This is a genomic window from Alistipes sp. An54, from assembly GCF_002159375.1.
GTDB lineage: Bacteria > Bacteroidota > Bacteroidia > Bacteroidales > Rikenellaceae > Alistipes > Alistipes megaguti.
Window position 1 is genome coordinate 53,114 of sequence record NZ_NFIA01000003.1, and the last position, 15,911, is coordinate 69,024.

At 54.9% G+C, this 15,911-nt stretch carries 14 protein-coding genes and 1 pseudogene; 8 read left to right on the forward strand and 7 right to left on the reverse strand.

What is annotated here, in order from left to right; all coding sequences use genetic code 11:
- Positions 1-92: 92 nt before the first annotated feature.
- On the reverse strand, positions 93-1,205 hold the full coding sequence (gene hemW / locus B5G09_RS03895) for a radical SAM family heme chaperone HemW (RefSeq protein ID WP_087404271.1): 1,113 nt from the start codon (positions 1,203-1,205) through the stop codon (positions 93-95).
- Between the two features lie 824 nt (positions 1,206-2,029).
- Here hemW and pckA point away from each other — a divergent pair.
- Positions 2,030-3,634 (forward strand): phosphoenolpyruvate carboxykinase (ATP), encoded by a 1,605-nt coding sequence (pckA, locus tag B5G09_RS03900; RefSeq protein ID WP_087311188.1) that lies wholly within the window; start codon positions 2,030-2,032, stop codon positions 3,632-3,634.
- 331 nt (positions 3,635-3,965) lie between these two features.
- Here the strand turns inward: pckA and frr are convergent, their stop codons facing one another.
- From frr to pyrH, 3 genes are read right to left on the reverse strand one after another with little or no spacing between them, the layout of a single operon-like run.
- On the reverse strand, positions 3,966-4,523 hold the full coding sequence (gene frr / locus B5G09_RS03905; RefSeq protein ID WP_087311189.1) for a ribosome recycling factor: 558 nt from the start codon (positions 4,521-4,523) through the stop codon (positions 3,966-3,968).
- Positions 4,524-4,542: 19 nt separating this feature from the next.
- Complete coding sequence (locus B5G09_RS03910) at positions 4,543-5,148, reverse strand: TlpA disulfide reductase family protein (RefSeq protein WP_087404128.1); 606 nt, start codon at positions 5,146-5,148, stop codon at positions 4,543-4,545.
- Between the two features lie 4 nt (positions 5,149-5,152).
- Entirely contained in the window at positions 5,153-5,860 is a 708-nt protein-coding gene (pyrH, locus tag B5G09_RS03915; protein ID WP_087404129.1) for a UMP kinase, read from the reverse strand.
- Positions 5,861-5,941: 81 nt separating this feature from the next.
- Here pyrH and dxs point away from each other — a divergent pair, with 81 nt between their 5' ends.
- A complete protein-coding gene (dxs, locus tag B5G09_RS03920; protein ID WP_087404130.1) occupies positions 5,942-7,849 on the forward strand; it encodes a 1-deoxy-D-xylulose-5-phosphate synthase in 1,908 nt (635 codons plus the stop codon).
- A gap of 53 nt (positions 7,850-7,902) precedes the next feature.
- Here dxs and B5G09_RS03925 read toward each other — a convergent pair whose 3' ends face one another.
- A complete protein-coding gene (locus B5G09_RS03925; protein ID WP_087404131.1) occupies positions 7,903-8,664 on the reverse strand; it encodes a YaaA family protein in 762 nt (253 codons plus the stop codon).
- A gap of 156 nt (positions 8,665-8,820) precedes the next feature.
- Positions 8,821-9,594: a radical SAM protein gene (locus B5G09_RS03930; RefSeq protein WP_087404132.1), complete on the reverse strand. Its 774-nt coding sequence runs from the start codon at positions 9,592-9,594 to the stop codon at positions 8,821-8,823.
- Positions 9,595-9,643: 49 nt separating this feature from the next.
- On the opposite strand from B5G09_RS03930, the gene B5G09_RS03935 reads away from it, so the two are divergent.
- Entirely contained in the window at positions 9,644-10,810 is a 1,167-nt protein-coding gene (locus B5G09_RS03935; protein WP_087404133.1) for a dicarboxylate/amino acid:cation symporter, read from the forward strand.
- 180 nt (positions 10,811-10,990) lie between these two features.
- Here the strand turns inward: B5G09_RS03935 and B5G09_RS03940 are convergent.
- Positions 10,991-12,376 (reverse strand): annotated as a pseudogene (locus B5G09_RS03940) (transposase).
- Positions 12,377-12,737: 361 nt separating this feature from the next.
- Here B5G09_RS03940 and B5G09_RS14295 point away from each other — a divergent pair.
- From B5G09_RS14295 to B5G09_RS03960, 5 genes are all read left to right on the forward strand, one after another.
- The gene (locus tag B5G09_RS14295) at positions 12,738-12,932 is read left to right on the forward strand and encodes a hypothetical protein (RefSeq protein WP_241147574.1); all 195 of its coding nucleotides are present in this window, start codon (positions 12,738-12,740) and stop codon (positions 12,930-12,932) included.
- Positions 12,889-13,083, forward strand: a complete 195-nt coding sequence (locus tag B5G09_RS03945) for a helix-turn-helix domain-containing protein (protein WP_241147572.1) — start codon at positions 12,889-12,891, stop codon at positions 13,081-13,083. Before B5G09_RS14295 ends, B5G09_RS03945 begins: the two co-directional genes overlap by 44 nt.
- 611 nt (positions 13,084-13,694) lie before the next feature.
- Positions 13,695-14,177 carry a hypothetical protein gene (locus B5G09_RS03950; protein ID WP_143256472.1) on the forward strand — a complete coding sequence of 161 codons (483 nt, stop codon included), beginning with the start codon at positions 13,695-13,697 and terminating at the stop codon, positions 14,175-14,177.
- A 358-nt stretch (positions 14,178-14,535) separates the two neighbouring features.
- Positions 14,536-15,072, forward strand: a complete 537-nt coding sequence (locus B5G09_RS03955; RefSeq protein ID WP_143256473.1) for a hypothetical protein — start codon at positions 14,536-14,538, stop codon at positions 15,070-15,072.
- A gap of 227 nt (positions 15,073-15,299) precedes the next feature.
- Positions 15,300-15,860, forward strand: coding sequence for a leucine-rich repeat domain-containing protein (locus B5G09_RS03960; RefSeq protein WP_087404137.1), 561 nt, complete (start codon positions 15,300-15,302; stop codon positions 15,858-15,860).
- Positions 15,861-15,911: the final 51 nt, after the last annotated feature.

Below are 15,911 nucleotides of genomic sequence, written 5' to 3' on the forward strand. Positions count from 1 at the left end.
ACTTATATTTAGATAAAACAATTGAAAAATCAATTACTAAAAATATTTAATAATAACTTAACATTTCTGTTTCACTTGGTTGCGAAGCTGGCTTACGTTTCGAAGAGCTCTTCGATGACGGCATCCGAAACGAGCATGCGTTCGGCCGGAATGGCCATTTGCGTCCCCTCGATGCGGAGGATTCCGGCCCGGATCCAGCCTTCGGCCTCATGGCGCATGCGGGCGGTGCGATCGGGGCCGAAAAGGGCTTCGGCCTGTCCGAGGTCGATCCCCTCGGTCGTGCGCAGCCGGGTCATCACATACTCGTTGAAACGGTCGCGGTCGGTGAGGATCTCCGCTTCGGGGGCTTCGCCGGCGAGGTAGCGGTCGACGGACGAGGCGTTCCAATGGCGTTCGCGGCCGTCGAAGGAGTGGGCCGCCGGACCGATTCCGAGGTATTTGACGCCGTGCCAGTAGGCCGAGTTGTGGCGGGCTCGAAACCCGGGACGGGCGAAATTCGAAACCTCGTAGTGCTCATAGCCGGCACCGGTGAGTCGCTCGTGAACCAGCGCATACTCCGTTTCGCTGACCGTTTCGTCCACCGGGGCGAACTCGCCGCGCTCCATCCGGCGGCCGAAGGCCGTACCGGGTTCGATCGTGAGGTGATAGGCCGAGATGTGTTCGACGCCGAGCTCCAGCGTGCGGTCGATCGAACGGCGGAGCGAATCGCCGCCGAAACCCGGCACGCCGAAAATCAGATCGACGGTGATATTTCCGAAACCGGCCTTGCGGGCATTCCGGACAGCCTCTTCGGCTTGAGCGGCGGTGTGACGGCGGTTCATCAACCGCAGACAGGCGTCGTCGAACGACTGGATGCCGATCGACAGACGGTCGGTGCCGGCCCGTCGCAGGGCTTCGAGGTATTCGGGAGTCAGGTCATCGGGGTTGGCTTCGAGGGTGGTCTCCTCGACCTGCGAGCAGTCGAAAAGCTCTGCGGCGTGGTCCAGGAGTCCTTTCAGCACGTCGGGCGGGCAGAGCGAGGGGGTTCCGCCGCCGAAATAGCGGGTTCGGACGGCTTCCTGGCCGAGATAGTCGCGACGGGACTCCATTTCGCGGTGCATGGCTTCGATGAGCGGGCCCATGCGGCGGGTTCCGACCTCCTTGAAGAAGTCGCAGTAGGCGCATACGCGCTTGCAGAAGGGGATATGAAGGTAGAGTCCGGCCATAACAAACCAAAGATACAAAAATTCTCGGCATGGGGAAACGTTTTTCGAAATGAAATTATTTTTCGGATAAAATCTCCGTTTTGAAATCGGAAAGGAAATCTTTCGAAAAAGATGCGGCTGCCCGACGGTTCGGGCGTTCCGGTTGCTTGTGCTGTTCCTGTTGTCCCGACCGTTCCGGCAGCCGGGCAGTCGGTATCATTTCGCCGGTTTCGGCTGTTGGTGCCCTTTCCCGTCCTGCCTGCTTTCCCTGTCCTGTCCTGTCCTGTCCGTCCTGTACTTTCCGTTCCTCTCGTCCCCTGCTGTCCCTTTCCCGGTGCTTCGGCCGCCGGACCATTCCGCCTGTCTCGGCCGTTTGCCGGCCCTGCCCCCCCCCCTGCTGCCCCTCTCCTGGTGCTTCGACTGTCCGAATCCTCCTTGTCGTTTCGGATCCTCCCGGTTGTCCTGACCGCTTCGGTTGTTTTGTTCCTCCCTTTATCTGGACGGTGGCTTTTCGGGATCGCAACTGGGCTTGCCTCGTCCGTCCATGCCGCGCTCTTTCTGAACGGTGTCCTGCCATTCGCCGGTACTTCTGCCGGGCTCGGCCGTGCACTGTAAACCCCGTCCAGAAGCGCTCCTGCGGAGTCAGGACTTCCGACTCCCGGGGACCTGCGAACCGCCCGTCGCCGCCGTCGGGCGGGGATCGTAAAAAATTTTCGTAATTTATGCTGTTATTTTTTTCACAATTCTGGAAAAAGTTTTTACCTTTGTGCCGTCCGAAAAGGCAATTTTCAACGCTGCCCGGACGTTGGGTTAAGGATTTGGTGTTTAATCAAAATAAACAAGTTATGGACAAAATGGATCTGAAAAAGTACGGGATCACGGGCGTAACCGAGATCGTGTACAATCCCTCCTACGACGAACTGTTCCGTGAGGAGACCAAGAAAGGCCTGCGTGGGTATGAGAAGGGTCAGTTGACCGAGACGGGAGCCGTTAACGTAATGACGGGTGTCTATACGGGCCGTTCGCCCAAGGACAAGTTCTTCGTGATGGACGAAACCACGAAGGATACGATCTGGTGGACCTCCGACGAGTACAAGAACGATAACAAGCCCGTGACGAAGAAGGCTTGGAAAGAGCTGAAGAAGATCGCAGCCGAGGAGCTCTCGGGCAAGAAGCTCTACGTGGTTGATACGTTCTGCGGCGCCAATGAGAACTCGCGTCTGAAGATCCGTTTCATCATGGAGGTTGCCTGGCAGGCTCACTTCGTGAAGAACATGTTCATCCGTCCGACGGATGAGGAGCTGGAGAAGTACGGCGAGCCCGATTTCGTGGTACTGAACGCTTCGAAAGCCAAGGTAAAGAACTACAAGGAGCTGGGTCTGAACTCGGAGACGGCCGTAGTCTTCAACCTCACGGAGAAGATGCAGGTGATCATCAACACCTGGTACGGCGGTGAGATGAAGAAGGGTATGTTCTCCTACATGAACTACCTGCTGCCGCTGAAGGGCATGGCTTCGATGCACTGCTCGGCCAACACGAACGAGAAGGGCGAAACGGCCATCTTCTTCGGTCTGTCGGGAACGGGCAAGACCACGCTGTCGACCGATCCGAAGCGTCAGCTGATCGGTGACGACGAGCACGGATGGGACGACGACGGCGTCTTTAACTTCGAGGGCGGCTGCTACGCCAAGGTGATCAACCTCTCGAAGGAGAACGAGCCCGACATCTGGAACGCCATCCGCCGCAACGCCCTGCTGGAGAACGTAACCGTGGACAAGAAGGGCAAGATCGATTACGCCGACAAGTCGGTAACGGAGAACACCCGTGTATCGTACCCGATCTTCCATATCGAGAATATCGTTAAGCCGGTATCGAAGGCTCCGGCCGCCAAGAAGGTGATCTTCCTCTCGGCCGATGCATTCGGCGTGCTGCCCCCGGTATCGATCCTGACTCCGGAGCAGACGAAGTACTACTTCCTGTCGGGCTTCACCGCCAAGCTGGCCGGTACGGAGCGTGGTATCACCGAGCCGACGCCGACTTTCTCGGCTTGCTTCGGTGCCGCCTTCCTGTCGCTGCACCCGACGAAGTACGGCCAGGAGCTGGTCAAGAAGATGGAGAAGTCGGGCGCCAAGGCCTACCTCGTGAACACGGGTTGGAACGGCACCGGCAAGCGTATCTCGATCAAGGATACGCGTGGCATCATCGACGCCATCCTCGACGGCTCGATCGACAAGGCTCCTACGAAGATGATCCCTGTCTTCGACTTCAAGGTGCCCACCGAGCTGCCGGGTGTTGACTCGCACATCCTCGATCCGCGCGACACGTATGCCGATGCATCGCAGTGGGACGAGAAGGCCAAGGACCTCGCCGGCCGCTTCATCAAGAACTTCCAGAAGTTCACGGGCAACGAGGAGGGCAAGAACCTCGTGGCTGCCGGCCCGAAGTTGTAATGACTCTCCGTGCGGTGTCTGCCGCATGAGATAACCCCGACGGGGCGGATGGTTCTCCATCCGCCCCGTTTTTTTGCGGCTGTTTGCCGGGTTTGCGGGATTCCCGGCGGGAAGCCGCAATGGCGGTCGAACAGGCTTCCGTCCTGCCCGCTCCCGTTCCGCCTGCATTCGGGCTGTCGGACAAAGGTCCGTATGACGGATTGTCCTCCGGGGTGCGGGAGTCGGGACGGTCGGCCTGTCTTGCGCCCGACGTCGTCCGACAAAACAAAAACACCCGGTTCACAAAGGAACCGGGTGTCATGGATTTCTGCAGGATCGGGAATCGGCCGTATCAGACGGTCATGATCTCCTTCTCCTTGCGGGCCAGTACCTCGTCGAGCTGTTTGGTGAACTTCTCGAGGAGTTTCTGCGACTGGCTTTCGCCGTCTTTCGACTCGTCTTCAGGCATACCCTCCTTCTGGGCTTTCTTGAAGGCTTCGACGGCCTCGCGGCGGGCATTGCGCAGGCTGATGCGGGCGGTTTCGGCCTCGCTGCGGATCTGCTTGACGAGCTCCTTGCGTCGATCCTCGGTCAGGGGCGGAATGGTCAGACGAATCGTTTCGCCGTTGTTCGAGGGGGTCAGACCGATGTTCGAATCGAGGATGGCCTTCTCGATGATGCGGAGCATCTTCTTGTCCCAGGGCTGGATGAGGATGGTCTTGGCATCGGGGACGGTGACGCTGGCGGCACCCGAAACGGGCACCTGCGAACCGAAATAGTCGACCATCACGCCGTTGAGGACGTTGGGCGATGCCTTGCCGGCGCGGACATTGAGGAGTTCCTCCTCGAGGTGGTCGATGGCCTTCTGCATGCGGGCCGAAGCATCGTTGAGAATCGTTTTGGTATCCATATGCGGTATTGATTTTGAATTATTCTTCGGTTCGGTTCTGCTCGGCCTGGGCGAGGGTGGCCTCGATGGCACGGATCAACTCGTCGAACTCCTCCGGTTCGAAACCGATGGTGGCCGTCACGACCTTGCCTTCGGCATCGATCAGGAAGTTGCGGGGGATGTAGTTCGAAGCGTAGCGGTCATAGACCGAGCGGGTGGAGTCGAGTCCCATGGGGAAGTCGTATCCGGTTTTCTGGCGGAAGGCGGCCACGGCCTGACGGCTTTCGCCGCGCGAGACGGGCAGGAAGAGGAAATCACGGCCGGCGAAACGGTCGATGATATCGCTCTGCACGCGGGTGAGTTCCTCGCGGCAGGGCGGGCACCAGGTGGCCCAGAAGTTGAGCAGGACGACCTTTCCGCGCAGTTCGGAGAGGGTGACCGTCGAGCCGTCGAACATGCCGACAGAGAAGTCCGGGGCCTCTTCGCCGGCATGGACGAGGGTCGTGGCTTCGAGTTCGTCGGCGGGTTGCGGCTCCGGCACCGCCCCGGTGGGCAGCAGCACGATGACGGCCGCGATGACGGCGATCAGCGCCAGCATGATCCACAACCGGCGGCTGTTCTTGCGGTGGTGTTTGCGAATAGCCATGGTATCAGCGTTTTACGAGGGTTCCGATCGGTTCGCCGGCGAGGACCTTGCCCAGGTTGCCCGGCGTGTCCATGTTGAAGACGATGATTTCGAGACCGTTTTCGCGGCAGAGGGTGAAGGCCGTGAGGTCCATGACCTTGAGCCGGCGGTCGAGGACCTCTTCGAAGGAGATCTCCTGGAATTTCGTGGCCGTGGGGTCCTTCTCGGGGTCGGCCGTATATACGCCGTCGACGCGGGTGCCCTTGAGCAGGACGTCGGCTTCGATCTCGATGCCGCGCAGAGCCGAGGCGGAGTCGGTGGTGAAGTAGGGGTTGGAGGTTCCGCCGCCGATGATCACCACGTAACCGGCTTCGAGATACTCGATGGCGCGGGCCTTGGAGAAGTATTCGCCGATGGGCTCCATGCGGATCGAGGTGAGGACCTTGCAGCGGACGCCGTTGTCCTCGAGCGCGGACTGCAGGGCCAGCGAGTTGATGATCGTGGCGAGCATGCCCATCTGGTCGCCCTTGACGCGGTCGAATCCCTTCCTGGCGCCGGTAAGGCCGCGGAAGATGTTGCCGCCGCCGATGACGATGCCGATCTGGACGCCGGTTGCGGCTGCGGCCTTGATCTGTTCGGCGTAGGACTGCAGCACCTCGGGCGAGAGTCCGTATTTCTGCGTTCCCTGGAGCGATTCGCCGCTCAATTTCAGGAGTATGCGCTGGTATTTCATGACGTGTGAGGTTTTACCGTTACGCGAAGATAGGAAAAATTTTCGAAAATTTCCCCATTATTATGTATCTTTGTCTTCCCAATGTCGCGTGAAGATTATAAACTGCTGCCCCGGGTCTCCTCGCCCCGGGATTTGAAGAAACTCTCGCCCGAAGAGCTGCGGCTCTATTGCGACGAGCTGCGTCACTATATCATTGAGGAGTGTTCGGTCAATCCGGGCCATCTGGCCTCGAGTCTCGGGGCCGTGGAGCTGGCTGCGGCACTGCATTATGTCTTCGACGCGCCGCAGGACAAGATCGTCTGGGATGTCGGTCATCAGACCTATGCCCACAAGATCATCACGGGGCGCCGCGAGGCGTTCCATACCAAACGTCAGCTGGGCGGCATCAGCGGTTTTCCGCGCATGTCCGAGAGCGAGTACGACGCCTTCGGGGGCGGTCACGCTTCGGTGTCGATTTCGGCGGCTTTCGGCATGGCCAAGGCGGCCGAGCTGCGCGGTGAAAAGCACCAGGTGGTAGCCGTCATCGGCGACGGTTCGATGACCGGCGGCCTGGCCTTCGAGGGGTTGAACAATGCCGGGGCCTCGAAGCGGACGAATCTGCTGGTGATTCTCAACGACAACAACATGGCCATCGATCAGGCCACCGGCGCGCTGAAGAACTACCTGCTGAAGATCTCGACCTCGGTTCACTACAACCGCTTCAAACAGCGGCTGTGGGGGATTCTTTCGCATACGCCGCGGCTGCTGCGCCTCTGCCAGATGGCGGGTAATGCCGTCAAGCAGGGGGTGCTGAACAAGAGCAACTTCTTCGAGAGTCTCAATTTCCGCTATTTCGGGCCGGTCGACGGCCACAACCTCAAGGAGCTGGTCCGCACGTTGCGGGCGCTGCGCGACATCGAGGGCCCGAAACTGCTGCACGTGCTGACAGTCAAGGGCAAGGGCTACCTGCCGGCCGAACACGACCAGCCGGTGTGGCACGCTCCGGGCCGCTTCAACCCCGATACGGGCGAACGGATCAAGTCGTCGGGCGGTGCGACCCGCTACCAGGATGTCTTCGGCGAGACGCTGCTTGAACTGGCCCGGATGGATCCGCGGGTTGTGGGGGTGACCCCTGCCATGCCTACGGGCTGTTCGATGAACATCCTGATGCGCGAGATGCCTGACCGCTGCTTCGATGTGGGCATTGCCGAAGGACACGCCGTGACCTTCTCGGCCGGACTGGCCGCCGCGGGGATGATCCCCTTCTGCAACATCTACTCGACCTTCATGCAGCGGGCTTACGACAATGTGATCCACGACGTGGCGATCCAGGATCTTCCGGTGGTGATGTGTCTCGACCGCGGCGGACTGGTCGGCGAGGACGGTGTAACCCACCACGGAGTCTTTGACATGGAGGCCTTCCGGGCCATCCCGGGGCTGACGATTGCCGCTCCGATGAACGAACCCGAACTGCGCAATCTGATGTATACGGCGCTGTGTGCCGGTCATCCCTTCATGATCCGTTACCCGCGGGGGTGCGGGGAGGGGCTTCCGTGGCGCGGCGCAGCCTTCGAGAAACTGCCCGTGGGACGGGGTCGCCGGTTGCGCGAGGGAAGCGACGTGGCGCTGGTGACCATCGGTACGGCGGGCAATGCGGCGGCACGTGCCGCCGAACGGGCTTCGGCCGAAGGGGTCGAGGCGGCGCATTACGACCTGCGCTATGTCAAGCCGCTGGACGAAGTGCTGCTCGATGAGGTGGGCCGCCGCTTCCGTCGGGTCATCACGGTCGAGGACGGCTGCCTGAGCGGCGGAGTGGGCGAGGCCGTGACGGTCTTCTTCGCTTCGCGCGGTTACGACGTGCAGGTCACGCGGCTGGGGATCGGCGACCAGTGGGTCGAACACGGCACGCCCGCCCAGTTGCAGGCCCTTTGCGGCTACGACGAAGCGTCGATTCTTCGGGCGCTGCTGGCCGTGCGGCCGGCCAAAGAGGCCGCCGAAGCAGGACAGTGAGCTGCTGCCCCCCCCCTCCTCGAAAAAATGTCCGGGTTTTTGCCCGGACTTTTTTATTGCTGCAGGGTGAAAAACCAGTTGTCGCCGCGACTCTCCGCCGGATCGAACCGGAACCCCTCCCATTCGAACGACTTCAGCAGTTCGGGGTCCTCGATCCGGTTCTTCAACGCGAAGCGCGTCATCTCACCGCGGCACATCTTCGTATAGACGACAATGGTCCGGAGGCGGCCGCCCTCGCGGATGCGGAACTCCGGGGTGATGACCCGTACCTCGCGTGCGAGACGCCGCCAGTCGAAGAGCCGTTTCATCTCGCCGCTGGCTGCGTTGAGCAGCACGCCGCCGTCGGCGCGGATCTTGTCGATGAATGCATCGGTGAGTCGCGACTGCCAGAAGGCGAAGCGCGTCTGCTCGTCGTCGCCCGGCAGGACGGCGTCGCCCTCGAGCCGGTAGGGGCGGATCCGATCCAGCGGGCGGAGCAGCCCGTAGAGGAACGAGGTGATGTTCAGATGCTCCTGGGCGTATTCGAAATCCGCGGGGGTGAAGCTTGCCGGGTCGATCCGTTTGAAGACGATGCCGGTGTAGGCCGTCAGGGCCGGCAGCGACGGTGCGTCGTGGAACGAGGCGTAGCGGCGGCGGTTTTCGGCCGCTAGCGTGCGGTTGATGTGCAGCAGACGGGCCAGATCATCGGCCGCCAGCGATGCCAGAGCGGCCGCGGCTGTGTCGGCCTCGGCTCCGTATCGGGGGTTGGTGGTGCGGGGTACGGAGATCGGGCTCCGGTCCGTCATCGTCTTGGCGCAGGAGAGTAACAGTTGCATGGTTGCGGGTGTTTTTGGTGTGAAACTCCCGAGCCCTGGCGAGAGCCCGGGAGGTGTCTTCGGTTCCGGTTGTGCGCGTTGAACCTCCGCCCGGCTGTCGGGGAGAGGGCTGCGCGGGGGCGTAGACCGCGTGTCGGCGGATGGCGCCGGCCTGGGTCAGGCGACGGAGCAGGGAATTCCCAGCGCTTCGACGCGGGCGGCAATATGCTGCAGCTCCTCGTGTGAAACCTTCTCGAGGGTGGGACACGGCGTGTCGCGGTCGAGCGAATAGACCATCACCTGCCGGGGGCGGATCTCCCCGACGAGGCGCAGCCATGCTTCGACCTCCTCCTGCGTGGTGTTGTCGATCGGCGCACCGTTGCACTCGCCGCGCAGGAACATCGTCTGGAGAATCATCCGTCCCTCGAAGCGCTTCATTTCGTCGACAATGCCCCGAACCGTATAATGCGGGTTCTGCGGGTTGTCGATGCGGCGCACCGTGGCATCGAAGGCCGAGTCGAGCTTCAGGATGTTGTTGTCCACACGCAGCAGCGCCCGCCGCACCTCCGGGCGGTGGATCTGCGTGGCGTTCGACAGCACGGAGACCTTCGCCGCGGGGCAGTAGCGGTCACGCAGCGCTATCGTATCGTCGATCACCCCCTCGAAATCGGGATGCAGGGTCGGTTCGCCGTTGCCGGCAAAGGTGATCACATCGGGTGGAGTCCCGGCTCCGGCCATCTGCCGCAGGGCGGTCTCGAGGTGTGTGCGCACCTCCTCCCGGGTGTTGAAACGACGCCCGCCGGGATGGTCGGCATTCCAGCCGCATTCGCAATAGATGCAGTCGAACGAACAGAGCTTCGACTCGGTGGGCAATAGATTGACCCCGAGCGAGAGACCCAGCCGCCGCGAGTGTACCGGGCCGTAGATGATGTCGTGATAAAGGGATGTCATGTGACAAAAGTAGCTAATTTTTTCATACCTTTACAAAAATCATTCTTCGATGAAGCGAAAATTCGGACTGCTGCCGCGCGTTGTGCTGGCTATCGTGCTGGGTATTGTTGGCGGCCTCTTCCTGCCCGGGTGGGTGGCTCGGGCGGCCCTGACCTTCAATGCCGTATTCGGACAGTTTCTGGAGTTCGTCATTCCGCTGCTCATCTTCGGGCTGGTGGCGCCGGGCATCGCCGACCTGGGGCGCAGTGCCGGGCGCCTGCTGGCGCTGACGGCCGCCCTGGCCTACGGCTTCACGCTGATCTCGGGGTTCGGCACCTACTTTGTCGGGAGAGCCCTCTTTCCGTCGCTGCTTGCCGGTTCGGAGATGGTCCTCCCCGAAGAGGGTGAGGCCTTGACCCCTTACTTCACCCTTGCCATACCGCCCGTCATGGGGGTGATGTCGGCTCTGGTGCTGGCCTTCGTCCTCGGTCTGGGAATGGCCGCAACCGGGTCGGTGACGCTCAAGGGGGCGCTCGACGACTTCAAGCGCATCATCGAACGGGTTATCGCCCGGGTCATTCTGCCGCTGCTGCCCCTTTATATCTTCGGCATCTTCCTCTCGATCACCCGGTCGGGGCAGGTCGCCGGCGTACTGGGGGTCTTCGTCAAACTGATCGTGGTGATCTTCGTGCTGACGGTTGCGCTGCTGCTGTTCCAGTTCTCGGTGGCGGGACTCGCGTCGCGGCGGAATCCGCTCCGGATGCTGCGTACGATGCTGCCGGCCTACGTCACGGCCCTCGGCACGCAATCCTCGGCGGCGACGATTCCCGTGACGCTGGAGCGGACGCTGCGCCTCGGGGTGCGTCCCGAACTGGCGTCGTTCGTCATTCCGCTCTGCGCGACGATCCACCTCTCGGGGTCGATGATGAAGATCACGGCCTGTGCGCTGGCCGTTTCGATGCTGGCTGGAGCGGAGCTTCCGACGGCGACCTTTGCGGGCTTCATCGTGCTGCTGGGGGTGACGATGGTGGCGGCTCCGGGGGTTCCGGGCGGGGCGATCATGGCGGCGCTGGGGCTGCTGGAGTCGATGCTGGGATTCGACGAGACGCTGTGCGGACTGATGATCGCCACCTATATCGCCATGGACAGTTTCGGCACGGCGACCAACGTGACGGGTGACGGAGCCGTGGCCGTGATTGTCGACGCCGTGGACCGCAAAAGAGACCGGAAGTCCTAAAATAGGGACAGTCGTTAAATTCCGTCATTATGAGTCAATCGGCAGACTGTCCCGGTAATTTTTCCGATCGAACTCATCTTTTTATATTTTCGGCTCCGTTTCGGAGCCCCTTTTTTCATTTTTGGGCTCAACTGGAGCCAATACTCCAGTGAAAGGGCCGTTTCTCACTCACCTCGAACATCAGGCAGCCTGGGTAATTTCGTTGACTTCCCGCCGGACGAGCTGTACTGCATTCGCCGTGTGGATGCCAAAGAAGATGTACAGGATTTCGGTCAACTTCGTCCTTGCCTTGATGCGTTTCAGGCCATAGTGTTCCTTCTGCGTTCCGAACGAGCCTTCCATCCTCGTTGCCCTCACCCTCGCCAGCTCGTTGCGGATGATGTCGTTCTCTTTCTTTTCCAAGGACGGACGGCCACGCTTGACGAATGACGTCTGTATTCCTCTATCCTTGCAGTACCCCCTGTTGGCGCTGCCGGCATAGCCTGCATCTCCTCCGACCTTCTTCGCCTCCACACCGAAGAGCTTTCGGTGCATCTTCAGGCAGTGCGGAAGCCTGGTTCCCTCGTTGAAGGCATTGAATGACAGCTTCTCGATGAATGAGAGTCCGTCAACCTGGATGTTGTTGCACTTCGCACCGAACTCTACGCTCTTCACTTCCTTGCCTCTCACGATTGGCCTCACATACGGCTTGCTGATGCTCACTATCCTGTCCTTGACACTCTCGCGAGGATTGTTGTTCTCGAAGTGGGCCTTCTGCTGGCGGTACACTCTTGTGATGATTTCAATATCGCTCTTCTGTCTGGCTGTCAGCAATTTCTCCGCGCCTGCATTCTCCCTCTCCAGTGTGCGGGTCTCCTTCAGTATCTTCCCCAAAAGGTTGAGCAGGCGTCTGGTCAGTTTCCTGGTCTGGACTTTCGTATGCCTGCGCCGCTTCCTGTACGACAGGTTGGCCTTCTCTACGTCTACGTACTTCGTCCTCGGACGGTGCACATTCAGCTTGGCACTCAGAGTGCACATTATCTCATATGACTTCTCTATTCCTTCCCACAGAAGCTTCGCATCCGTAGGATAGCGCATCTCGCTCTCGTAACAGGTTGCATCCGTATACATCGTATCCAGGTCCTTCATGTACGGTTTCTAGGCTCTTGCCAGTATCTCCTGCTGCTGTTGGATCTTCAGCCCGCGGGCCAGTTCCGAAAACACGTCGTCCAAAAGTTTGTAGTTCGTCAGAGGATGCATCGGGTCTATTCTCAAATCGCAGAAGAGCTGATAGTGGACGTTGCCGTTAAGATGCTCCATCAACCTCGGGCTGCTCAGACCTGTGTACATCTTCAGGAACATCAGCGCAACCTTACCCTCCGGGGTGAAGTATGTTTTTCGCCCTTTCTTCGCTCTCATGCTCTTGCTTATCAGTCCAAAGTTCTCTGCCATCTCACCAAGCGGCAGCCTCTTCCTGATTTTTCCCAGCTCGCTAGTCTCGAACGTCCGCCTATACAATTCATAAAAATCGAACTCCGTGAAAGGAAGATCGGGTGATATTTCAGAGAAATTTTGTACCTTAGCCATGCAAATTAATTTTTGCGATACCTCCAAATTTGGCTTTTCCAGGGCAATTGGAGGTATTCTTTTTATCTTTAGCTAAGATACAAATTTTATATTACATTGGCAATCAATTCATTATAAAGTTTTATTCTTTTTACGACAGTCCCTAAAATACGTATAAATCCACACTTCTATGCTTAACTAATTGATTGTCATATTGTTGCCTTCTTGCGCCCTATGTCCGGGTAACAAACCGGTAACAAAAATATCTAAATTCAAAGAATTTGTAAGGAATATAAGAACCTGATTTCTTGTATTTTACAGAACCCGATTCATCGCGAATCGGGTTTTTTTATGTCGTGTTCCTAATCGAAATGAAAATTCGATGATATACTATATAGATTGTGATAGTACAATGAAAAATAATAAAAAAATATCAAAATATGGTGAATATATTAAACGCGGAGTTGACGGAGATCAAACATCTCCTGTTGATGAACTCCAAGAACGTTTTGACCTCGACCGAGGTATCCATGATGTACGGAATCAGTCCGGATTACCTGTATCACTTGACCAGTGACAAGTTGATCCCCTACTACAAACCCAACGGAAAGAAAATTTATTTTCTCAAAGAGGAGATCGAAACTTGGTTGTTGCGGAATCGACAGGATACCGTTGACGAAATGCAACAACAGGTAGTAGTACGAGATTTAAAAAATAACAAGAGATGATTATGGAGGATATATATTATAAAAAGGACGTATCGACAACCTATGACAACCTGTGTTACACCTATTCGATGGATTCATCTCGGAGGTTATCCCGTGATCTCCGAGAGGATCTTCGATGTAATATTAATATGGTTTTAATACAAAAAATTTGTTATAGGTTATGTTCGATACCATTCAATTTAATTTAAAATATAAGGATGTGAACCAGTTGAATGTTCTGAAAACGATAACAAGAGATCATTGTTTCGAAGAGACAAGAACGTGTAACGGAGTAGTATTTACAACCCGTCTCGAAAATTTAACGGTGAGATCCACGGAAACTACGTTATCGATCGGAAATGGGAGTCTATGCAAGTTCCTTTATGGAAATAACATGGTCAACTTTACCCGGGATGACACGTTTCATGCAATCGAAAAACTATCGGATCTGTTACACGTCTCATTGAATCATGCAACCGTATCCCGAATGGATGTTGCATATAATTTCGAAGTCAAGAATCCTCCGGAGTCTTATTTTTATTATCTGGGACCATTACCCCGTTACAAACGGTTGGAGCAAACCTATCACAGTTTGGAGGGGTTATATTATAACTGTCAGACGGATAAAAAAGGTGTTCTACGATAAGATCAAGGAGTCATCCTATCGAAAAGATCGGGTTCCGGAAGGATATTCGGATCGATATTTATTGAGATACGAACTCCGGTTGAAGAATCATGTGAATCGCATGTTCGGGGTGGACAAGATTACCGTTCCGATGTTATACGATGTCCAGTTCTATCGTCGTATCGTGGACTTTTGGAAGGGTGAATATCGCAAGATCGTCAAGGTCAATGAATATGAGATCGACATCGAGGGATGTAAGGGAATTCGGGATTTGAACAAGATGGGGATGTTGATGTTGGTGGAGAGATACGGAGGAATGAATGAATTTTTTAAGACGTTTGACCATCAGTTTGAGTTGGGAGTATTAGATAAGAGACAATTGTCGGAGATTAAAAGACAGACGAAGCAATTATTGGAGAATCGTTCGTTGGAAATCGTCCGGAATCCGCAAATCGAAGAGTTGAACTCTCTTATTGAACAAGTGGGGTAAAATTATATAACGACATAGAAAACCGGGAGAAAATCGCTTAAAAAAGAATGATTTTCTCCCGGTTTTCTGCTTGTTGGTTTTGTTTGAGATCTAAAAAGTAGATATATTTTATATTTTTTAATAAAATATTTTGCATTTAATTAAAATTATTTATATATTTGTATTGCGATTCGGATCCAAATCGTACTCGCGAGTTTTTATCAATCCACCTTTGCAACCCGTCAATATATTTCGTTAATAGGGTTGTAGCCAGCATTCAACTAAGGTTCATCCCCATACCCCCCCCCGTGGGGTATACATGGTTATCGTTGGTAGCCTGATATAAAAAATATTTTCAACAAACAAAAATAGCGAAATTATGAAACAAAATTTAATAGATAGTTCTCGATATGTATTTGAAAATGATATTGATGCCATGCGATTCGTCAAAGAATTAAAGCGTCGCTATAATGTGCGGAGTTTGAAGTCTGCTTCGAATATCATTCTTGTGGTAGACAAGTCGATAGTTCCGGAAAGATTATTGCCCTGCAGAACTGCCAAGTTTTCGAAGAAATTTAAGCCTAATAAACACTACGTGATAATTGGCTTCGATATTCCCGAAGAGTATGCTCGTCGTATTGCGGATATTATTCGGAAAGGACCTACTCGTCAATTGGAGACTGTTATTGAATCTGTTGATGAGAATGTTGAGTCAAAGATTGCAACCGTTAAAACTTCAATACCAGCCGCGGAATGTATGGCTGTATTTGAAGGGTTCAACAAAAAAATATTACTCAATCCTGCAGTAAATTCATTTCTTATTACAGACATCCCTTTGAAGTTATTAGAAAATGATGAATATATAGTGTGTTGTGGGGTGAATGTGCCAAGAGTATCTGAATTGCGAACCAGATAATTGTTTTTTTGTTAGAGAAATATGCTGTCGATACATTTGGCTATCCATCATTTACAACAAATAGGAGATTGTCTGTGTTTTGATTTACAGCAAAAACGGAGGAGTCTTAGCCCGACTATTTTAGCCGCTTGATCCGTGCGGTAAATATAAATTAAGAAGTAAAAATTAAACACCCAAGTATGACGGCTTAAAACCGGCGAAGGGGAATTTAAATTGAATTTAAAATTATGGTAAAAAAAGAGGAAAAATTTGTAGCTTTTATAGATAAGCGTTTTGAACAGTATTGTGTAGAGAATTTCGATTTAGATGGAGATGGAAAGATCTCGGAAGAGGAGGCATTAAAAGTTTTGCGAATCGATTGTTCTTGTAACGAAATTGAGTCGCTGGATGGCTTGGAATATTTTAGAAATTTGACGTATCTGGATTGCTCCACTAACAATATAAAAGGCCTATGCATTAAAAATGAAAAATTAGAGTTCTTGGATTGCAGTTCTTGTGATATCGATTATTTATGTGTCCGTCATTGTCCCAATTTGAGATTCTTAAATATGAGTCAGAATCCCTATTATTGTGAATGGTTGGATTTACATTATAATACTCAACTAGAAGAGTTGCACATATATGAGTGTATCTCTGTGCTGGTTCTTGTGGATGCGAATTTTTGTTTGCATAGTCTTGAAGATTATATGATTGATGATGACGTTGAATTTCTCGTATGGACGGAAGAAAATCGAGATCTGGATGTGTGTCCCTTTTGCATGGATGAAGAGTCTGAATCCGATGATTAGGACGTTGGTATATCGTAAAATTCAGAAAATTATTAATGGGAATTAAAAATG

Coding starts and splice junctions, on each gene's coding strand:
- B5G09_RS03945 (WP_241147572.1), top strand. CDS start 12,889: ATGTACGGAATCAGTCCGGATTACCTGTATCACTTGACCAGTGACAAG.
- pyrH (WP_087404129.1), bottom strand. CDS start 5,860: ATGAAATACCAGCGCATACTCCTGAAATTGAGCGGCGAATCGCTCCAG.
- B5G09_RS03955 (WP_143256473.1), top strand. CDS start 14,536: ATGAAACAAAATTTAATAGATAGTTCTCGATATGTATTTGAAAATGAT.
- B5G09_RS03930 (WP_087404132.1), bottom strand. CDS start 9,594: ATGACATCCCTTTATCACGACATCATCTACGGCCCGGTACACTCGCGG.
- hemW (WP_087404271.1), bottom strand. CDS start 1,205: ATGGCCGGACTCTACCTTCATATCCCCTTCTGCAAGCGCGTATGCGCC.
- pckA (WP_087311188.1), top strand. CDS start 2,030: ATGGACAAAATGGATCTGAAAAAGTACGGGATCACGGGCGTAACCGAG.
- frr (WP_087311189.1), bottom strand. CDS start 4,523: ATGGATACCAAAACGATTCTCAACGATGCTTCGGCCCGCATGCAGAAG.
- B5G09_RS03910 (WP_087404128.1), bottom strand. CDS start 5,148: ATGGCTATTCGCAAACACCACCGCAAGAACAGCCGCCGGTTGTGGATC.
- B5G09_RS03960 (WP_087404137.1), top strand. CDS start 15,300: ATGGTAAAAAAAGAGGAAAAATTTGTAGCTTTTATAGATAAGCGTTTT.
- B5G09_RS03925 (WP_087404131.1), bottom strand. CDS start 8,664: ATGCAACTGTTACTCTCCTGCGCCAAGACGATGACGGACCGGAGCCCG.
- dxs (WP_087404130.1), top strand. CDS start 5,942: ATGTCGCGTGAAGATTATAAACTGCTGCCCCGGGTCTCCTCGCCCCGG.
- B5G09_RS03935 (WP_087404133.1), top strand. CDS start 9,644: ATGAAGCGAAAATTCGGACTGCTGCCGCGCGTTGTGCTGGCTATCGTG.
- B5G09_RS14295 (WP_241147574.1), top strand. CDS start 12,738: ATGATATACTATATAGATTGTGATAGTACAATGAAAAATAATAAAAAA.